The 16,443-nt window shown below is 70.0% G+C and carries 18 protein-coding genes; 11 read left to right on the plus strand and 7 right to left on the minus strand.

From position 1 onward, the window contains the following. Nucleotides 1–112: 112 nt before the first annotated feature. Entirely contained in the window at nt 113–496 is a 384-nt protein-coding gene (locus ABD52_RS30665) for a response regulator transcription factor (protein WP_235437605.1), read from the minus strand. 198 nt (nt 497–694) lie between these two features. On the opposite strand from ABD52_RS30665, the gene ABD52_RS30670 reads away from it, so the two are divergent. The 5 genes from ABD52_RS30670 (at nt 695) to ABD52_RS30690 (ending at nt 5,363) form a co-directional block, all read left to right on the plus strand. Continuing rightward, nucleotides 695–1,681 (plus strand): ATP-binding cassette domain-containing protein, encoded by a 987-nt coding sequence (locus ABD52_RS30670; protein ID WP_047894057.1) that lies wholly within the window; start codon nt 695–697, stop codon nt 1,679–1,681. After that, the gene (locus ABD52_RS30675) at nt 1,678–2,502 is read left to right on the plus strand and encodes an ABC transporter permease (RefSeq protein ID WP_013287141.1); all 825 of its coding nucleotides are present in this window, start codon (nt 1,678–1,680) and stop codon (nt 2,500–2,502) included. Before ABD52_RS30670 ends, ABD52_RS30675 begins: the two co-directional genes overlap by 4 nt. A 108-nt stretch (nt 2,503–2,610) precedes the next feature. Then, a complete protein-coding gene (locus ABD52_RS30680; protein WP_013287142.1) occupies nt 2,611–2,934 on the plus strand; it encodes an antibiotic biosynthesis monooxygenase in 324 nt (107 codons plus the stop codon). After that, nucleotides 2,931–4,532: an FAD-binding oxidoreductase gene (locus tag ABD52_RS30685; protein WP_047894058.1), complete on the plus strand. Its 1,602-nt coding sequence runs from the start codon at nt 2,931–2,933 to the stop codon at nt 4,530–4,532. The genes ABD52_RS30680 and ABD52_RS30685 overlap by 4 nt, the downstream gene beginning before the upstream one ends. 3 nt (nt 4,533–4,535) lie before the next feature. Next, nucleotides 4,536–5,363: an NAD(P)H-binding protein gene (locus ABD52_RS30690; protein ID WP_047894059.1), complete on the plus strand. Its 828-nt coding sequence runs from the start codon at nt 4,536–4,538 to the stop codon at nt 5,361–5,363. A gap of 68 nt (nt 5,364–5,431) precedes the next feature. Here ABD52_RS30690 and ABD52_RS30695 read toward each other — a convergent pair whose 3' ends face one another. Next, nucleotides 5,432–6,316: a class I SAM-dependent methyltransferase gene (locus ABD52_RS30695; RefSeq protein ID WP_082171424.1), complete on the minus strand. Its 885-nt coding sequence runs from the start codon at nt 6,314–6,316 to the stop codon at nt 5,432–5,434. After that, nucleotides 6,304–6,738 (minus strand): ester cyclase, encoded by a 435-nt coding sequence (locus tag ABD52_RS30700; protein WP_013287146.1) that lies wholly within the window; start codon nt 6,736–6,738, stop codon nt 6,304–6,306. Before ABD52_RS30700 ends, ABD52_RS30695 begins: the two co-directional genes overlap by 13 nt. A 155-nt stretch (nt 6,739–6,893) precedes the next feature. On the opposite strand from ABD52_RS30700, the gene ABD52_RS30705 reads away from it, so the two are divergent. Next, nucleotides 6,894–7,661 carry an SDR family NAD(P)-dependent oxidoreductase gene (locus ABD52_RS30705; RefSeq protein WP_047894060.1) on the plus strand — a complete coding sequence of 256 codons (768 nt, stop codon included), beginning with the start codon at nt 6,894–6,896 and terminating at the stop codon, nt 7,659–7,661. Here the strand turns inward: ABD52_RS30705 and ABD52_RS30710 are convergent. From ABD52_RS30710 to ABD52_RS30720, 3 genes are read right to left on the minus strand one after another with little or no spacing between them, the layout of a single operon-like run. Continuing rightward, on the minus strand, nt 7,654–8,940 hold the full coding sequence (locus tag ABD52_RS30710) for an activator-dependent family glycosyltransferase (protein WP_047894061.1): 1,287 nt from the start codon (nt 8,938–8,940) through the stop codon (nt 7,654–7,656). The genes ABD52_RS30705 and ABD52_RS30710 overlap by 8 nt on opposite strands. A gap of 56 nt (nt 8,941–8,996) precedes the next feature. Beyond that, entirely contained in the window at nt 8,997–9,863 is an 867-nt protein-coding gene (locus ABD52_RS30715; RefSeq protein WP_013287149.1) for an SDR family oxidoreductase, read from the minus strand. Between the two features lie 41 nt (nt 9,864–9,904). Continuing rightward, nucleotides 9,905–10,483 (minus strand): TetR/AcrR family transcriptional regulator, encoded by a 579-nt coding sequence (locus ABD52_RS30720; protein WP_013287150.1) that lies wholly within the window; start codon nt 10,481–10,483, stop codon nt 9,905–9,907. Between the two features lie 207 nt (nt 10,484–10,690). Between ABD52_RS30720 and ABD52_RS30725 the strand changes: the two genes are divergently transcribed. From ABD52_RS30725 to ABD52_RS30745, 5 genes are read left to right on the plus strand one after another with little or no spacing between them, the layout of a single operon-like run. Next, a complete protein-coding gene (locus ABD52_RS30725) occupies nt 10,691–11,953 on the plus strand; it encodes an activator-dependent family glycosyltransferase (protein WP_047894062.1) in 1,263 nt (420 codons plus the stop codon). 45 nt (nt 11,954–11,998) lie between these two features. Further along, the gene (locus ABD52_RS30730; protein WP_174361802.1) at nt 11,999–12,619 is read left to right on the plus strand and encodes a dTDP-4-dehydrorhamnose 3,5-epimerase family protein; all 621 of its coding nucleotides are present in this window, start codon (nt 11,999–12,001) and stop codon (nt 12,617–12,619) included. Next, the gene (locus ABD52_RS30735) at nt 12,616–13,542 is read left to right on the plus strand and encodes an NAD(P)-dependent oxidoreductase (protein WP_013476218.1); all 927 of its coding nucleotides are present in this window, start codon (nt 12,616–12,618) and stop codon (nt 13,540–13,542) included. The genes ABD52_RS30730 and ABD52_RS30735 overlap by 4 nt, the downstream gene beginning before the upstream one ends. Nucleotides 13,543–13,576: 34 nt before the next feature. Beyond that, nucleotides 13,577–14,821: a P450-derived glycosyltransferase activator gene (locus ABD52_RS30740; protein ID WP_047894063.1), complete on the plus strand. Its 1,245-nt coding sequence runs from the start codon at nt 13,577–13,579 to the stop codon at nt 14,819–14,821. A gap of 18 nt (nt 14,822–14,839) precedes the next feature. Then, complete coding sequence (locus tag ABD52_RS30745) at nt 14,840–16,102, plus strand: activator-dependent family glycosyltransferase (RefSeq protein ID WP_013287155.1); 1,263 nt, start codon at nt 14,840–14,842, stop codon at nt 16,100–16,102. On the opposite strand, the gene ABD52_RS30750 is transcribed toward ABD52_RS30745, so the two are convergent. Beyond that, nucleotides 16,083–16,443 (minus strand): nucleotide disphospho-sugar-binding domain-containing protein (locus ABD52_RS30750; protein WP_047894064.1); only part of this gene is annotated, 361 nt, incomplete at its 5' end. The genes ABD52_RS30745 and ABD52_RS30750 overlap by 20 nt on opposite strands.

Below are 16,443 nucleotides of genomic sequence, written 5' to 3' on the forward strand. Positions count from 1 at the left end.
CACGCTTCGCCCGCCCCCGCGCGGACAACCCACCTCCATCGGGATACCTCATCCCATCGAACTACCCCAACACGAGGCCAACACACCAACCACATCGGACGAACCTGGCCATTCAAGATCTGTAGCCCCGCACGCCGACCTCGAGCAGATCGCGCACCAGCTCCGGGCCATCGAGCATGCTCAGGATGATGACGGCCGTGTCGGGTGACCCCTCCCTGATCCGGCGCACCGTGCCGACGGGGTCGCCACCCGGGATCTCGATGTCCAGCACGACGACATCGGGCCGGACTGCCGTCGAGACGGTCACTGCGGTGACGCTGTCACCGGCTTCGGCGACGACCGACAGATCCTGCTCGGTCTCGAGGATCTGGCGCACTCCATGCCGGATGAGTTCGTGGCCATCCACGATCATCAATGTCGTCGGGCGGACGTGACCAACAGGCGACCCCATCGCCGGTGACGTCGAGTCGGGCTCCGATCGTGAATCGATCTTCATCAACACCTCAGCGAGTCGGTGAGCACCCGCCAGCCCCCGCCGGAAACATGCCCCTGTGAGTGAAAAGAGTACGTCGATGCCTTACGAAAGAGTACCAGCGAAGCCCATTCTGCCAAGAGATCGAATCTCAATGGAACATCAGTGTTCCATTACTGGAGTTTCGTGTGCTAGATTCAGGGCGCCGAGAGGAGGCGCAGCATGCCGACCAGACCTGCGCTCATCGCCCGTGACCTGTGCAAGAAGCTAGACAAGACGAAGGCGTTGGACGGCTTCGACCTCACGGTCATGGAGGGCACGGTGTGTGGCCTTCTCGGCCCGAACGGCGCGGGCAAGACCACCGCGGTGCGCATCCTGACAACCCTGCTTCTGCCCGACAGCGGCAGCGCGACCGTCGCCGGGTTCGACGTGGTACGCGAGCCCGCCCGGGTGCGCTTCCAGATCGGACTCACCGGGCAGCAGCCGACCGTCGACGAGATGCTGACAGGCCGCGAGAACCTGCGCATGTGGGGCCGCCTGTACCATCTTCCGGCCCGGGCGGCGCGGATCCGCGCCGACGAGCTGCTGGAACAGTTCAGGCTCACCGACGCAGCCGACAAGCAGGTTCGGCACTACTCCGGCGGCATGCGCCGCCGGCTCGATCTTGCCATCGCGTTCATCCTCGCCCCACGGTTGCTCTTTCTCGACGAGCCGACCACCGGCCTCGACCCTCGGAGCCGCAACGAGGTCTGGAACGCCGTGCGCATGTTGACCCACGGCGGTACCACCGTTCTGCTGACGACGCAGTACCTCGACGAGGCCGACCAGCTCGCCGATCAGATCGCCGTGATGGCCCACGGCCGCGTGATCGCCGACGACACCCCGGAGCAGCTCAAGTCGACCCTCGGCGGCGACCAGCTCGACATCGTCGTGCGCGACGCCGCTGAGCTGGCCGCGGCTACCGCCCTGGTGGAACGCGTCACGACGCAGAGTGCGCACAGCGAGCCAGACACCCGCCGCATCAATGCTCCGGTCAAAGACCGGGTCGGCACGCTCGTCGAGGTGACGCGCCGGCTCGCTGAGGCCGGCATCGACGTCGCTGACATCGCGCTGCGCAGGCCGACCCTCGACGAGGTGTTCCTGCGGCTGACCGCAGACCCGGCGCAGGAGGGCATACCCATCGATCAGACCAAGGAGCCGGTCGGATGAACCCGACGGTCGTATCGTCGCCGGACCGCCTCACCGGACACCTGCGCTGGACGTTGACCGAGAGCTTCGTCATGTGGCATCGCAACCTGATCAGCTGGGTTCGCGTGCCGATTCAGATGGCATACAGCCTGTTCTGGCCGGTTGAGATGGTCGTGCTGTTCGGCTTCGTGTTCGGCGGCGCGATGGCCGTCGACGGGGTCGACAACTACCGCGAATACCTCATGCCGGGCCTGTTCGGCCAGACCATGCTCTTCGGCATCGTCACCACCCTGATGACGGTCGCCAACGACAGCTCCAAGGGGGTGACCGACCGCCTCCGCTCGATGCCGATCTCGCGTTCGTCGGTCGTGCTCGGGCACTGCTTCACCGGAATGTTCCACTCCTTCCTCGAACTGGTCAGCCTGATCCTGTGCGGCCTGGCCATCGGCTGGCGCTGGCACAACGGCTGGGAGAGCGCCGTTCTGGCGGTGCTGCTACTGCTGTTGCTGCGATACTCGCTGATCTGGGTGGGCATCTACATCGGACTCCGGCTCTCCCCGGAGGCCGCCGGGTCGTCGTTCGTGGTGCTGTTTCCGGTCTCGCTGCTGGCCAACACGTTCGTGTCGCCGGAGCAGATGCCGACGTGGCTACGGGTCATGTCCGAATGGAACCCACTCTCGGCGACCATCGGTGCCAGCGCCGAACTGTTCGGCAATCCCGGGCGCACCGGTGGTTCCTGGGCCGCGGACCACGCCACCCTTCTGGCCATCGTCTGGCCGCTGGTGATCACCGCGGTCTTCCTCCCGCTGGCCGTGCGCCGGTGGCGCAACCTGAGCCGGTGACGCGCCGGCCGACCAGCGATCGTCGATCCCCGCGCGAGGCGTCCCTGCCAGCCTGACCGGCGTCGGGCCCGGTAGGCCCGACGCCGCACCGCAGCGAAGGGCGATCAGGTGGCAGGTAACGAACCGACCGGACCGGTAGCACCGGTCACATTCATCAACCGCTTCACGGTGCACGCGTCCGCGGAGGAGTTCGAACGGACGTTCGCCGCGACCACCGCGTTCATGGCCGCGCAGGACGGCTACCTCGGCAACACGTTGCTGCGACACACGACCGACGAGCAGAGCTACGTCAACATCGCGGTGTGGCGCGACGCCGAACGATTCCACAACGCGCTGGCACAACCCGGATTCACCCCGCACGCCCGCGCCCTGCGAGCCCTGAGCAGCAGCGAACCGAACCTGTACCGGGAAGTCGCCGGAGAGCAGCGATGACCCCGTTGACCCGCCGCCGGTTGCTCGGCGGATCGATCGTCGCGGGCGGCTCCGCACTCGTCGGCGGTATCGGCGCGCCCGGCGGCGCCGCAGCCGCCGGCTGCGCACCCGAGTTCGGCGCGGTGAGCGTCGGGCGCGACGACCCGCGCTACCAGGAGCTCACGATCCGGGGCGCGAACCGCCGCTTCACCGGCACACCCGACTCGGTACGGCTGGTGAATACCCCCGCCCAGGTCGTCGAGGCGGTCCGGGACGCCCGGCGCACCGGAGCCCGGCTCGCGGTACGCAGCGGCGGGCACTGCTTCGAGGACTTCGTCGACAGCCCCGAGGTTCGCCTGGTCATCGACGTCTCCGAGATGCGCGGCATCTCCTACGACCCGGTGCACCGGGCCATCTCCGTGCAGTCGGGAGCAACGCTGGGCCAGCTGTACCGGACGCTGTACCTCGCGTGGGGTGTCACTCTGCCGGCCGGCGTCTGCCCCAGTGTCGGAATCGGCGGGCACCTCGCCGGCGGTGGCTACGGCACGCTGGCGCTACGGCACGGGCTCGCGGCCGACCATCTCTACGGCGTCGAGGTCGTCGTCGTCGATGCGTCAGGACGGGTGCGCACGGTCGTCGCGACCCGGGCACCGAACGACCCGAACCGCGACCTCTGGTGGGCGCACACCGGCGGCGGCGGCGGAAACTTCGGCGTCGTCACCCGCTACCTGCTGCGCTCCCCCGGCGCTACGGGCGCCAGCGCAGCCGCCCTGCTGCCCCGGCCGCCCGCCACGCTGCTGCACGCCGCGGTCAACTGGAACTGGAGCGACATCAACGAGCAGATCTTCCTCCGCCTCGTCCACAACTTCTGCCGGTGGCACGAGGAGCACGGCGGCGACGGGACGACCGACACCGGAATCGACGCGGGAATCTTCCTCTACCATAAGATCAACGGTCAGATCCAGCTCGGGGTGAACGTCGACGGCACCCGCCCGGATGCCGACGCGCTGCTCACCGGATACCTGGCCGCGCTGTCCGACGGACTCGGCATCACCAACACCGAGGAACGGTCGGTGACTCCGTGGCTGAAGGCCACCCTGTCGATGCCGCCTGCCGGCGACTACTCGTTCAAGGCCAAGGACGCGTTCCTGCGTACGGGCTGGACCGGCGAACAACTGTCCACCCTGTACCGCTATCTGTCCGAGGGCAGCTACGAGTTCTACGGCAGCAATGCCTTCATCGGGTACTTCGGCGGGAAGGTGAACACCGTCGATGCAGCGTCCACGGCGATGCCGCACCGCGACGCGCGCTTCGCCTCGGTGATCCAGTCGGTGTGGTTCACGCCCGAGCAGGAGACCAAGCTCCTCACCTGGGCTCGCGAGTGCTACCGCGATGTGTACGCCTCCACCGGCGGCGTACCGGTGCCGGGTGAGGCCTACAGCGGTACCTACATCAACTACCCGGACGTCGACATCGCCGATCCCGCGTGGAACCGGTCAGGGGTGCCCTGGCATGCGTTCTACTACCGCGGCAACTATCCACGGCTGCAGCGGGTCAAGCGGACATACGACCCGCTCGACGTGTTCCACCACGGGCTATCCGTTCGGGCCTGGGAGTAGACGATGAGGATTCTGATCACCGGTGCGACCGGCAACGTGGGCCGGCACCTCATCGCGCATCTCCTCGCCCTACGCGTCGAGGTACGCGCGCTGACCCGCCAGGAACCAGCCGTCGCCGGGTTACCCGCGGGCGTCGAGATCGTCCGGGGCGACCTCGCGGCACCGGACACCCTCGGTCCCGCCTTCGACGGCGTCGACCGGATGTTCCTCTTCCCGGTCGCGGAAACCGCCGGGGCGGTGGCCGAGCGCGCCCGCGCCGCCGGGATCCGTCGCGCCGTCGTGCTCTCCTCGGACGCGGTCACCGACGGCACCGACACCGTCTACCACCTGCCGGTGGAGCGCGCGATTGAGAAGTCCGGCCTCGAGTGGACCCACGTGCGGCCCGGCGAGTTCGCGCTCAACAAGCTGGACACCTGGGGTCGCTCGATCCGCGAGAAGGGCGTGGTGCGTGCGGCCTACCCGGCGGCGCGCGGCGTACCGGTGCACGAGGCCGACATCGCGGCCGTCGCGGCGGCGGCGCTCACGAGCAACGACCACGTGGGCGCCGCGTACCGCGTGACCGGTCCGCAGCAGCTGACGCCGGGTGAGCAGGTGGCCGCGATCGCGACCGGCATCGGCCGTCCGCTCACGTTCATCGAGGTGAGCCCGGCGGAGGCACGCGCGGACCTGATCGGCCTCGGCTTCCCGGAGCAGATCGCCGACTACCTCCTCGCCTTCGAGGAGCGGTGGGTCGAACATCCACCGAAGGTCTCTCCCGACGCCGAACGGGTGATCGGCCGCCCGACCCGCACGCTCGCCGAATGGGCCGTCGACCACGTCGCGGACTTCTGACCGGACTCCCGAGAGAAGACCGGGTCGCTGTGTTCGTCGGTCAGGTGACCGACGAACACAGCGACCCGTTATCGCACCGGAGGCGTCTGCGCGGTGACGAACCGGACCGGGGTGTCGATGACGAGCGGTCCCGCGCCGTCGCGCATCTCATCGAGGGCCTTGATGAGCCGGGCCCGCAGCGCGGCGGCGTCGTCGGCGGTCAGGTGGTCCCACATCAGCCGCATGCCGTGCGTGTGTGACCAGTCGACCCAAACCTCTCCGGTGGCCGCGACGAGCGGTACCGCCTCGTCATGCACGTCGGCATCGACGAATCCCGCCGCCTCCATTGTCGCGCGCAGGTCGGCCGGGCCCTCCAGCCAGCTGTTGAAGCGCCGCTGCAGCGCCTCCGGCCGCCATTGCTCGGGCAGGCTGCGCAACAGATCGTTCGGAATCAGCTCGGTGAAGACCGGCGGGAGGAAGGGAAACGTGCCGGTGCGGAACTGGGGGCTGGTGAAGCCGATCCGGCCGCCCGGCACCAACACCTGCGCGTAGCGGCGCAACGCGCCGCGCACGTCGGGCAGGAAGATGAGGCTGTAACTGCCGATCACGACGTCGAACGAGGCCGCCGGGAAGTCGACCCGTTCGCCGTCCATGACGCGTGCCTCGACGTTGCCGACGCCGCGCCGGGCAGCTTCGGCACGGGCTGTTTCGACCATGCCCGGCGCGATGTCGATGCCGACGACGCGGCCGGCCGGACCGACCCGGGCCGCAGCCGGGAACAGGCAGGCGCCGGAGCCGCAGCCGACGTCGAGGACCCGGTGGCCGGGTGCGGGCGCGACACGCTCGACCAGCCGTCGCCCCATCGGTCCGAAGAACTCCACCCCGAGCCGGTCGTAGGTCCCGGCGGCCCGGTCGAAAGCAGCGGCCACCTCGGTCTTGTAGTCCGAGGCCTTGATCGTCGTCACGGCCGCCACCCGCCGTTCTCCGGCCACGGGTCACCGAGCTGGCGCAGGGTGCCCTGGAAGTCGGGCCAGTCGCGGTGGTCGCGGATCTTGCCGTCGACGATCCGGAAGAGGTGGATCTGCTCGCCGGCGAAGCGCCGGCCGGTCGGCGGGATCCCGACGAGGTTGCCGACGTGACGGCCGTACAGCACAAGGTGGGCGCGGACCCATTCGCCGTTCTCGGTAACGTTGATCTCTTCGAGGTGCGCCTCCTCGGAGAACGTCCGGCGTACCCAGGCGACGACCATCGCGAAGGCCTTCGGACCCTGCGAGATGCCGTGTTCGAGCGTCGCCGGGTTGAGGTACTCGTCGTGGATGTACTCGTCGACGTCGTCGGTCTTGCCGGTGTTGAACGCGTTGATCACGCGCCGTACGGCGTCGGTCTGACTGCTCATGCGGTGCTCCTACCGATGGTCGGGGCGGTTGCCCGACCCTGGCAGCAGGCGATCGTCACCGGTTCGAACCCGGCTCGAACGGCGCTCGCCCACACGTACCCGACGGTCCGGTCTCCAGACAGACCCGCTCGAGGTACGGAGCGCAGAATCCGGCCATGGGTAATGGGAACACGTCCGCGCTGAGGCGCAGCATCGTCATCACCGGCGGCGGCACCGGCATCGGCCGCGCCGTGGCCCGCGGGTTCGCCGAGCAGGGCGATGACGTCCTGATCGTCGGCCGTACTGCGGCGAGCCTGAGGGACACCGCCGAGGGTTACCCGGGCATCCGGACGTCTGTCGCCGACATCACCGCTCCCGGCGCACCGCAGGCCGTCGTCGACGCGGCTCAGCAGGCGTACGGGCGGATCGACGTCCTGGTCAACAACGCCGCCACGTCGGTCGCGAAGCTCCTCGCCGACACCACGGAGGAGGAGATCCAGTCGCAGTTCGCGACGAATGTCATGGCACCGATCCACCTGACGCGGTGCGCTCTCGAACCCCTCGCGGCCAGCCGGGGCGTGGTGGTCAACATCAGCACGGCGGGCGCGCTCGGCCAGCGGACGTGGCCCGCCAACGGGGCGTACGGCGCGAGTAAGGTGGCGCTGGACTTCCTGACCCGCACCTGGGCCGTCGAGATGGCTCCGCGCGGGATCCGGGTCGTGGGGATCGCGCCCGGCGTCGCCGATACGGGTATCGGGGTCCGCAGCGGCATGACCGAGGAGCAGTACGCCGACTTCCTCAAGTGGATGGCCGACCGTGCGCCGGCGGGACGGGTCGGCACGCCGGAGGAGATCGCCACTTGGGTGCGCAAGCTCGTAGAGCCGGACGCCGGTTACCTGACCGGCGTAGTGATCCCGATCGACGGGGGCCTGTCCCTCACCTGACGCCGTGACGTGCCGTCAGCCGTTCGAGGACTGGTACCACCTCTCGGGGGGCCGGCACGCCGAGGGCCTCGCGCCGCAGCCGCGTCGCCCGGTCGCGAAGCCGTCTGTCAGTCAGGGCCCGCTCCACCAGCGCAGAGGTCGCTGGCACCTCCCGCACGCGCAGACCCGCGCCAAGCCGCTCGAGGCGGCTCGCCTTCAACCCGGTGTCCCACAGCATGTCCGGCACCAGCACCTGCGGCACCCCGTGCACGAGCGCGGTCTGGAACGAACCGGCTCCGCCGTGGCTCACCACGGCGGAGCAGAGCGGCAGCAGCGCGTCCAGCGGCGCGAAGTCCACCACCCGTACGCGCTCGGTGTCGACGCCGTCGCGCTGACGGCCCGACAATGTCGCCACCACCTCGACGCCCAGGTCGGCGATCCCGTCCAGCAACCGGGCGACGGGTACGCGGTCCGCGCCCCAGATCTCCCGGTGTGAGATTCCCATCGTGACGCATACCCGGGGCACCTCCGGATCGAGTTCGGCCAGCCACGCCGGAACGACCGAGGGCCCGTTGTACGGCACGTATCGCATGCCGATGCGGGGCGATGCGGTGCCCAGGCTCAACGAGGACACCACCGGATCCACGGTCCACTGCCCGACCACCACCTCCTCGCTGAACGTGCGGCCGTGCCTGCGCAGCACGCCGTCGAGCCACTCGCGCAGCGGATCGTCGCACGCGGACGCGGGGCGTCGTGCGGCCGCGCGCAGGAACGCGCCGCGGGCGTGGCCGAGGATGTCCAGTCCGAACAGCACCCGCGCGTGGGCGGCGCCGCACGCCGCCGCCGCCACCGGGCCGGCGAACGACATCGTGTCCCACAGCACCAGATCGGGCTTCCACCTGCGGGCGAACTCCACCAGGCCGTCGACCATGCCGTCGGTGTAGTACCGAAAGACCATCGGCGTGTACGCCGCGAAGACGCCGAGAAGGTAGTCGTAGGTGAGCGTCGTCGGGTCGGTCTCGGCGAGGTCGAGCAGCTCCGGCCAGTCCGCCCAACCGAAGGTCCCGCCGCCGTCTTGCGCGGCCCCGCTCTCGACGTCCCCGCCGGTGTCCTGTTCACCGACGCTCGGGATCGGCTCGCCGACCCCTGCGAACGGCAGGCCGGCGCTGACGACGTGCTCCTCCCCCTCGGGGTGGGTCGCGACGCACACGTCGTGGCCGGCCGCACGTAGCGCCCACGCGATCGGCACGAGGCTGTAGATATGGGACCGGACCGCGAAGGTCGTCAGGAGTACCCGCATACCGCGAAGCTAGGAGCGGGCCGTGGTGGCCGGCTCGAAGCGCGCTGGGCAGCCCGTCAGCGAAAGTCGTCGGCGTGGTCCTGAGCCCACTGCGCGAACGTGCGCCCGGGCCGGTTGGTCACACTCTCGGCCGTGGGGTGCTCCTCCACCGTGTCCTTGTCGTACTGGTGCTCGGCCTCCGGCGTCGTCTCCTCGTTGGAGTACGTGACGAGACCTAGCAGGAACGGTGCGTTCGCTGCTGCCCAGCCACCGAGCGCCTGGTAGTACGCCAATGCCTCCTGCGCGGTGACGTCCTTGAAGGACAGTTCCCGTCCGACCGCCGCGGCGATCGCCTCCAGCTGCTCGGCGTGGGTGAGCGGCTGCGGCCCGACGATGGTGTAGGCCTTACCTGTGTGCCCGTCTTCGAGTAGCGCGAGAGCAGCGATGTCGGCGACGTCACGCTCGTGCGTCGGCACGCCGACGGCGTCCGGATGCGGGTCGTACACTGCGTTCTCGGCACGGATCGACGGCGCCCACATGTGCAGAGTGTTGGTCGCGAACTCGCCGGGCCGGACATGGGTCCACTCCAGGCCGGACTCCTCGACTGCCCGCTCGACCGGCAGGTGGAAGTCGGTGTCGTAACCCGTGGTCACCGCCCCCGACGACAGCACGACGATGCGCCGCACGCCGGCCTTCACGGCGCGGGCGACTACCTCACGCGCGGTCTCCGGTGCCGGGAAGAGGTACATCCGCTCGACGCCTTCAAGCGCCTCGCTCAGCGAGTCCGGCCGGCTCAGGTCGCCGCGGACCAGGTCCACGCCGGCCGGCACCTCTGCTCTGGCCGGGTCGCGGGTCAGCGCGCGGACGTCGACGCCGGCGGACACCAACTGCGGCAGGACGTTGCGGCCAACGTAACCCGTCGCACCGGTCACAAGGATCCTCATCGTTGCTCCCATTGGCTTGTAGGGGTGGTGTCCGGTCGCGTTCACGCGTCGCGGACGACACCACGCTCGAGCGTGCGGATGACCGTCGACGTGACCTCGTGCCGCGACATCATGCCCTGGCCGGACATTTCGCAGCCGGTATAGACCAGCGACCACAGGACGTGCTGGATCCACCGCGCATCAACGGCGTGATCGAAGACCCCCTCCTGCTGACCTCGCTCGATCAGCAGGATGACCGGCTGCACGATCGGCGGCTTCTCGGGCTTACGGTTGGCGAACTCCTCCGCCAGCCGTGGGTCGCCGAACAGGAACAGCAGACGGTCGCCGAGCTCCACCATGGCCGCCACCAGGCGGCGCATGGCGTCGAGCGGCTTGCCCTGCTCGACGTGCGCGTCGACGACGGCTTGCTCGATCGCCGTGTAGCAGTCGGCGACCACCGAGTTGATCAGCTCGTCGCGGTCGGGGAAGTAGCGGTGCAGTGTGCTACGACCCACGTCGGCCGCCACCGCGACGTCGGCCAGGGTGGCCGAACGATTGTGCGCGAAGACCGACGCCGCAGCGTTGAGAATCGCGCGCCGGGTTCGGTTGCGCGTTCCGGACTCCGGCACCTCCGTGACCATTGACCCAGCCTAGCAGGATAGTGGCCCAGAGCGGAACATGAGTGCAACTAATTTGGAGATCGTACTCCACGATTGGCACATCCTGATCCCACTTCTCCGGCTCGAAAGCGGAGACGGGGTCATCGAGTCCGACTCGAGCGGATCGCAAGCGCCCGGTGCGAATCTCTGGGCCTGAGGCAGCCGCCGTCCGCATTCGAGGAGACCTTCATGCGGGTCCTGTTCACGACGTTCGCTGCCCCCTCGCACCTGCAGATCCAGGTGCCGATCGCGTGGGCGCTGCGCGCAGCCGGGCACGACGTCCGGATCGCGGGCCAGCCGGATCTCGCCGACGCCGTCGCGCGGACCGGCCATCTGTTCGTGCCCGTCGGCGAGCCGCTCGCCCTGTCCGAACAGATCGACCGGCCCGACGACGGCTCCGTCGACTTCACGGCACTGGCCGACCTGAGCTGCCGGCGGCCCGACCGGCGCACGCGCGAATACCTGCGCACCGCCCTGGCGATATCCACCGACGTCTACCGAGCACTGAACCCGGAGCCGATGATCGCACAGCTCGTCGACCTCGTCTTCGACTGGAGGCCCGACCTCGTCGTCTGGGACACGATGACGTTCGGCGGCGCCGTCGCCGCGATGGCCGGCGGCGCCGCGCACGCGCGGCTGCTGTTCGGACTCGACCTGATCGCCCGCGCACGGATGGAGTACCGGCGTCACGACGCACCCGACGACCCGTTCCGCGACTGGCTCGGCAGCGCGCTCGACAAGTACGGCGTCGCGTTCGCCGAGGAAGCCGTGGTCGGGCAGTGGACGATCGATCCCGTGCCACCCTCGGTCGGGCTCGCCACCGACCAGCTTCGTGTGCCGGTCCGGTACGTGCCCTACAACGGTGCGGCCACGGCGACGGAGATGACGTGCGCCCCGGCGCACCGGCCACGCGTGTGCCTGACGCTCGGTCAGAGCGGACGCGACGTGCTCGGCCGCGACCGCGCCGCGAGCGCCGAACTGCTCGCCGCCGCGGCCGAGATCGACGCCGAGATCGTCGCTACGCTCGACGCGCGGCAACTCGCCGGCCTCGGCCCGGTGCCGTCAAACGTCCGGGTCGTCGATTTCATGGCCCTTGACGTGCTGCTGCCAACCTGCTCGGCGATCATCAACCACGGCGGCTCCGGCTCGATGCAGACCGCGCTGCTGCACGGCGTACCGCAGGTCGTCGTGCCCGACCTGATGTGGGACACCGAATACAAGGCCGAGCTGATCGAACGTGCGGGTGCCGGGGTGTGGATCCGGGACCCGGACTTCCCCGCGCCGGCCCTGGCCGCGGCCGTCCGCCGTGTCTTGATCGATCCGTCGTACCGCGAGGCGGCGGCGCGGCTGCGACGCGAGGTGCTCGGCGCCCCGACACCGGCCGACATCGTTCCCGCCCTCGAACTGCTCACCGAGCAGCATCGTCGGCCGGTCACCGCCGGTCCGAACTGATCGTCCATCGCCCAACCGATTCGGGAGCACCGAATGTCATCCACCATGCAGGCCCGCGCACTGAAGGTCGAAGGCGCCGTCGAATTCACCCCACGGGTCTTCCCCGACGACCGCGGGATCTTCGTCTCGCCCTTCCAGGAGACCGCCTTCGTCGAGGCGCTCGGCCACCCACTCTTTCCGGTGGCCCAGACGAACCACAGCCGCTCACGCAAGGGCGTGGTCCGGGGCGCGCACTTCACCCTCACCCCGCCCGGAATCGCCAAGTACGTGTACTGCGCGCGGGGCAAGACGATCGATTTCGTCGTGGACATCCGAGTCGGTTCCCCGACCTTCGGGCAGTTCGATCAGGTCCTGCTCGACCAAGAGGCGTTCCGGGCGGTCTACCTGCCGGTTGGCGTGGCCCACGCCTTCGCCGCGCTCGAGGACGACACCGTCGTGTCGTACATGCTCTCCGACGGCTACGTCGAGGCGCACGAGAAGGCGGTCAACGTGCTGGACCCGGCGCTGAACCTGCCGCTGCCGACCGGCGTCGAGCGGGTGCTCTCCGATCGGGACAGGTCCGCGCCCACGATCGAGGAGGCCCGCAGACTGGGTCTGCTACCGGACTACGCACAGTGCCAGAAGCTGGAGAGCGAACTGTTCGCCGCGCCCCGGGGCCGCGAGTGAGCACCGCGGTCGCGGTACTCGGGGCCACCGGTGGCGTCGGGCAGCACGTGTGCTCGGCGTTCCGTGCCTCCGGTGACCACGTGCTCGGCATCGCCCGGCGCCCATCCGCGGCGGGCTCCGCCCTCCGCCTGGACCTCGCGGAGGCTGCGCCGGCGCAGCTCGCCGCAGCGTTGACCGCACACCGCACCGAGATCGTGGTGAACGCGACGGGGGGCTGGGTCCTCAGCGCCGAGGCGATGCACCTCGCCCACGTCCAGATCGTCGAACGGCTGGTCGCCGCCAGCACACTCATGCCCGATCCGCCGCGCATCGTCCACATAGGCACCATCCACGAGTACGGCCCGGTGCCGGCCGGGACACTGATCGACGAGAGCCGCACGCCGGAGCCGCAGACCGGATACGCCCGGACGAAGCTGGCCGGTTCACAGGCGCTTCTGAACGCGACCGCCGCCGGCACCGCACGGGGCGTGGTCCTGCGCGCGGTCAACGTGTGCGGGCCGGGCACGACTTCCGCCAGCTTCCTCGGCGCGGTCCTCGACCGGATCCGCGACGTCCGGCCGGGCGACCGCGTGCCGATGACGATTGCCGACGCGCGCCGCGACTACCTCGACGTGCGGGACCTCACCGACGCGGTCGTCCGGGCGGCCCGCGCGCCCGAGAGCACGGTGGGTCAGGTCATCAACGTCGGCCGCGGCGAGGCGGTCGCCATGCGGCAGCTCGTCGACTGGCTCCTGGCCGCGGCCGGACTGCCGCCCGACACGATCGACGAGCAGGGCGCCGCGGTGCAGAGCAAGGGCGGAGACTGGACCCGGGCGGACATCCGCCGGGCGGCGCGGCTGCTCGGCTGGCAGCCGCGGACCGCGCTCGACGCGTCGCTGCGCGACATGTGGCACGACGCGGCAAGGCGGTACAGCGAAGCTTGAGGGCACCACGAGCGCGCGTTCCTAGCTTGTCCGCATGACGGCGACCAGCACAGACGACGCCCTCGGCTCGACCCTCATGACACTGCGCGGCTTCCAGTGGGTGTACGGGGCCCGGCAGGACCCCTACGCCCTCCTGCTCCGGGCAGAGAGCGACGACCCCCACGAACTCGGCCGGCGCGTACGCGCGAACGGTGCGCTGACCTGGAGCAGTGCCGAGGCCTGGGTCACCGCGACGCACGCCTTGGCCGTCCGGCTGCTCCGCGACGAGCGGCTCGGGCTGCGCAAACCGCCGCCCACCGACAGCGCACCGTCGTGGGCCATGCCGACCCTCGACGACGTGCTGCCCCTCGACGACGTGGGGCTCCAACTCGACCGGACGGACTGCGAACGCTTCGGGCGAAGCGTCGCGGCGGCACTCGCCGCACCACGCCTGAGAAAGGCACACACGGAGATCACCGTCCGGATCGACCGGCTGGCCGCCGGCCTCAACGGCACGTTCGACCTGACCTCGGACTACGCGGTGCCCGTCGCCACCATGGCCACCTCTGTCCTGCTCGGCGTGCCGGCAGCGCACCAGGAGGAGTTCGCGCGGCTGTGTGCGGGCGCCGCGACCGCCCTCGACGCCACGCTGTGCCCGCCGCGGTTGGACACCGCCCGGCTGCTGCTCGACTCGATCGCCGGGCTGCGGGAACTGCTCGTCTCGCTGCCGACCGGCGCCGGTGACGACCTGCTCGGCGAGCTGACGCGCACCGAGCCGGACAGCGTCCTGCCGGTGGCGCTGCTCCACTGTGCCGTCGGCGCCGACCTTACGGCGACGCTGATCGCCAACACCATGTGCGCGCTGCTCGCCGAGCCTGGGCGGTGGACAGCCGTGGCGACGGAGCCGGGTCTCGCTGCCGCCGCGGTACGCGAAACCCTGCGCTTCGCGCCGCCCGTCCGGCTGCAACGCCTCGTCGCCCGCACCGACCTCGATCTGGACGGCACCGCGATCACGGCGGGCAGCGAGGTCGTGGTCCTGCTCGAAGCTGCCAATCGCGACCCCGCCGCGTTCGCCGACCCGGACCACTTCGATCCGGGACGCGAGCCGGCTGCCGAGATCCTCTGGGCGCACCCTGCGATGCCGGCCGGCGTCGTCGCCGAGACGGTACGCCGGCACGCCACCGTCGCCGTGTCCGCCCTCGCGGCACACCTGCCCACGTTGCGCGCCGCCGGCGAGGGCTACCGGCGGCTGCGGTCCCCCGTGACCGGCAGCCCGCTGTCGCGGCCCGTCGTTGCGTGAGCGAAAGGAGGCGCGGACATGCGAGTACTCATCACCTGCTTCGCCGTCGACAGCCACTTCAGCGGATGCGTGCCCCTCGCCTGGGCCCTGCGCACCGCCGGGCACCAGGTTCTCGTCGCCGGACAGCCGGCGCTCATCGAGGCCGTCGTGCGTGCCGGACTCACCGCGGCGCCGGTCGGCGTCGACCACGCCCACGACCAGATGCTCGCCAAGGTCGGCGCTGACATCCTCGCGCTGCACGACGACCGCGACTACCTGGAAAAGCGCCACGACAGGCTGGGCCTGGAGTTCCTCAGGGGCCACGAGACCGTGATGACTGCGCTGTTCTACTCCAAGGTGAACAGCGACTCGATGATCGACGACGTCGTAGACCTGGCCTACGGCTGGCAGCCGGACCTGGTGCTGTGGGAGCCGTTCACGTTCGCGGGTGCGGTCGCCGCCCGGGTCACCGGCGCGGCGCACGCCCGGCTGTTGACGATGCCGGACATGTTTCTCAGCACCCGTGAGCGACACCTGTCCATGCTCGACCGGCTACCGGCCGGGCGGCGTGACGACGTGCTCGCGTCCTGGCTCGACTCGACCCTTGCGCGCTACGGTCACGGCTTCGACGAGGAGATCGTCACCGGGCAGTGGTCCATCGACCCGATGCCCGAGGGCATTCGGATCGACACCCGGCAGCCGACCGTGCCGATACGCTACATCCCCTACAACGGCCAGGTGCCGTCGATCGTGCCGGACTGGCTGCGCGAGCCGCCCGGCAGGCCGCGTCTGTGCGTGACGCTCGGCATGACCGCCCGTACCAGCAACTGGTCGAACATGATCGCCATCGAGGACCTCTTCGAGGTCGTCGCGGAGCTCAACGTCGAGGTGGTCGCCACGCTCTCCGCCGAGGAGCAGGCCCTCGTGCCGGACGTGCCGGACAACGTCCGGCTGGTCGAACACGTGCCGCTCGACGTTCTGCTGCCGACGTGCGCCGCCGTCCTGCACCACGGGGGCCTGGGCACCTGGGCGACTGCTGCAGCGCTGGGCGTACCGCAGTTGTCGCTCGGATACATGTGGGACGCGGTCTACCGGGCCCAGCGCACCGAGGCGCTCGGTGCGGGACTGGCCCTGCACTCCTCCGACCTCACCCCGGCGAGGCTGCGCGGCCTCCTGGCCCGAATCCTCGACGAGGGCTCGTTTCGGCACCGGGCCGGACAGCTGCGCGAGGCCATGAGTGCGATGCCCTCGCCGAACGACGTGGTTCCAATGCTGGAGAAGCTCACCGCAGAGCGCGGGTGAGGCGCCGCAGCGCCGGCACCAGTTCGGCCGGTGCCGGCGCGGCGAGCATCTCGACCCGCAGCCGGGCGGCCGCGGCCGCGAACGACGACTCCTCGAGCACTCTCGACAGCAGTGCGCGCAGCTCCCGCGCCGTGCACTTCTCGGCGCTGCCGCACAGTGCCGCTCCCGCCTCCGCCACCCGCCACGACTTCAGGTGGTTGTCGAGCAACACCGCCGGCACGATGACCTGGGGTACGCCGTGGATGAGTGCGGTCTGGGAGGTGCCTGATCCGCCGTGGTGGATGATGGCGGCGCAGGTGGGCAGGAGCACGTCGAGGTTGACGAACTCGACGGTGCGGACG

It is taken from the genome of Micromonospora sp. RV43 (assembly GCF_001029515.1).
GTDB lineage: Bacteria > Actinomycetota > Actinomycetes > Mycobacteriales > Micromonosporaceae > Micromonospora > Micromonospora aurantiaca.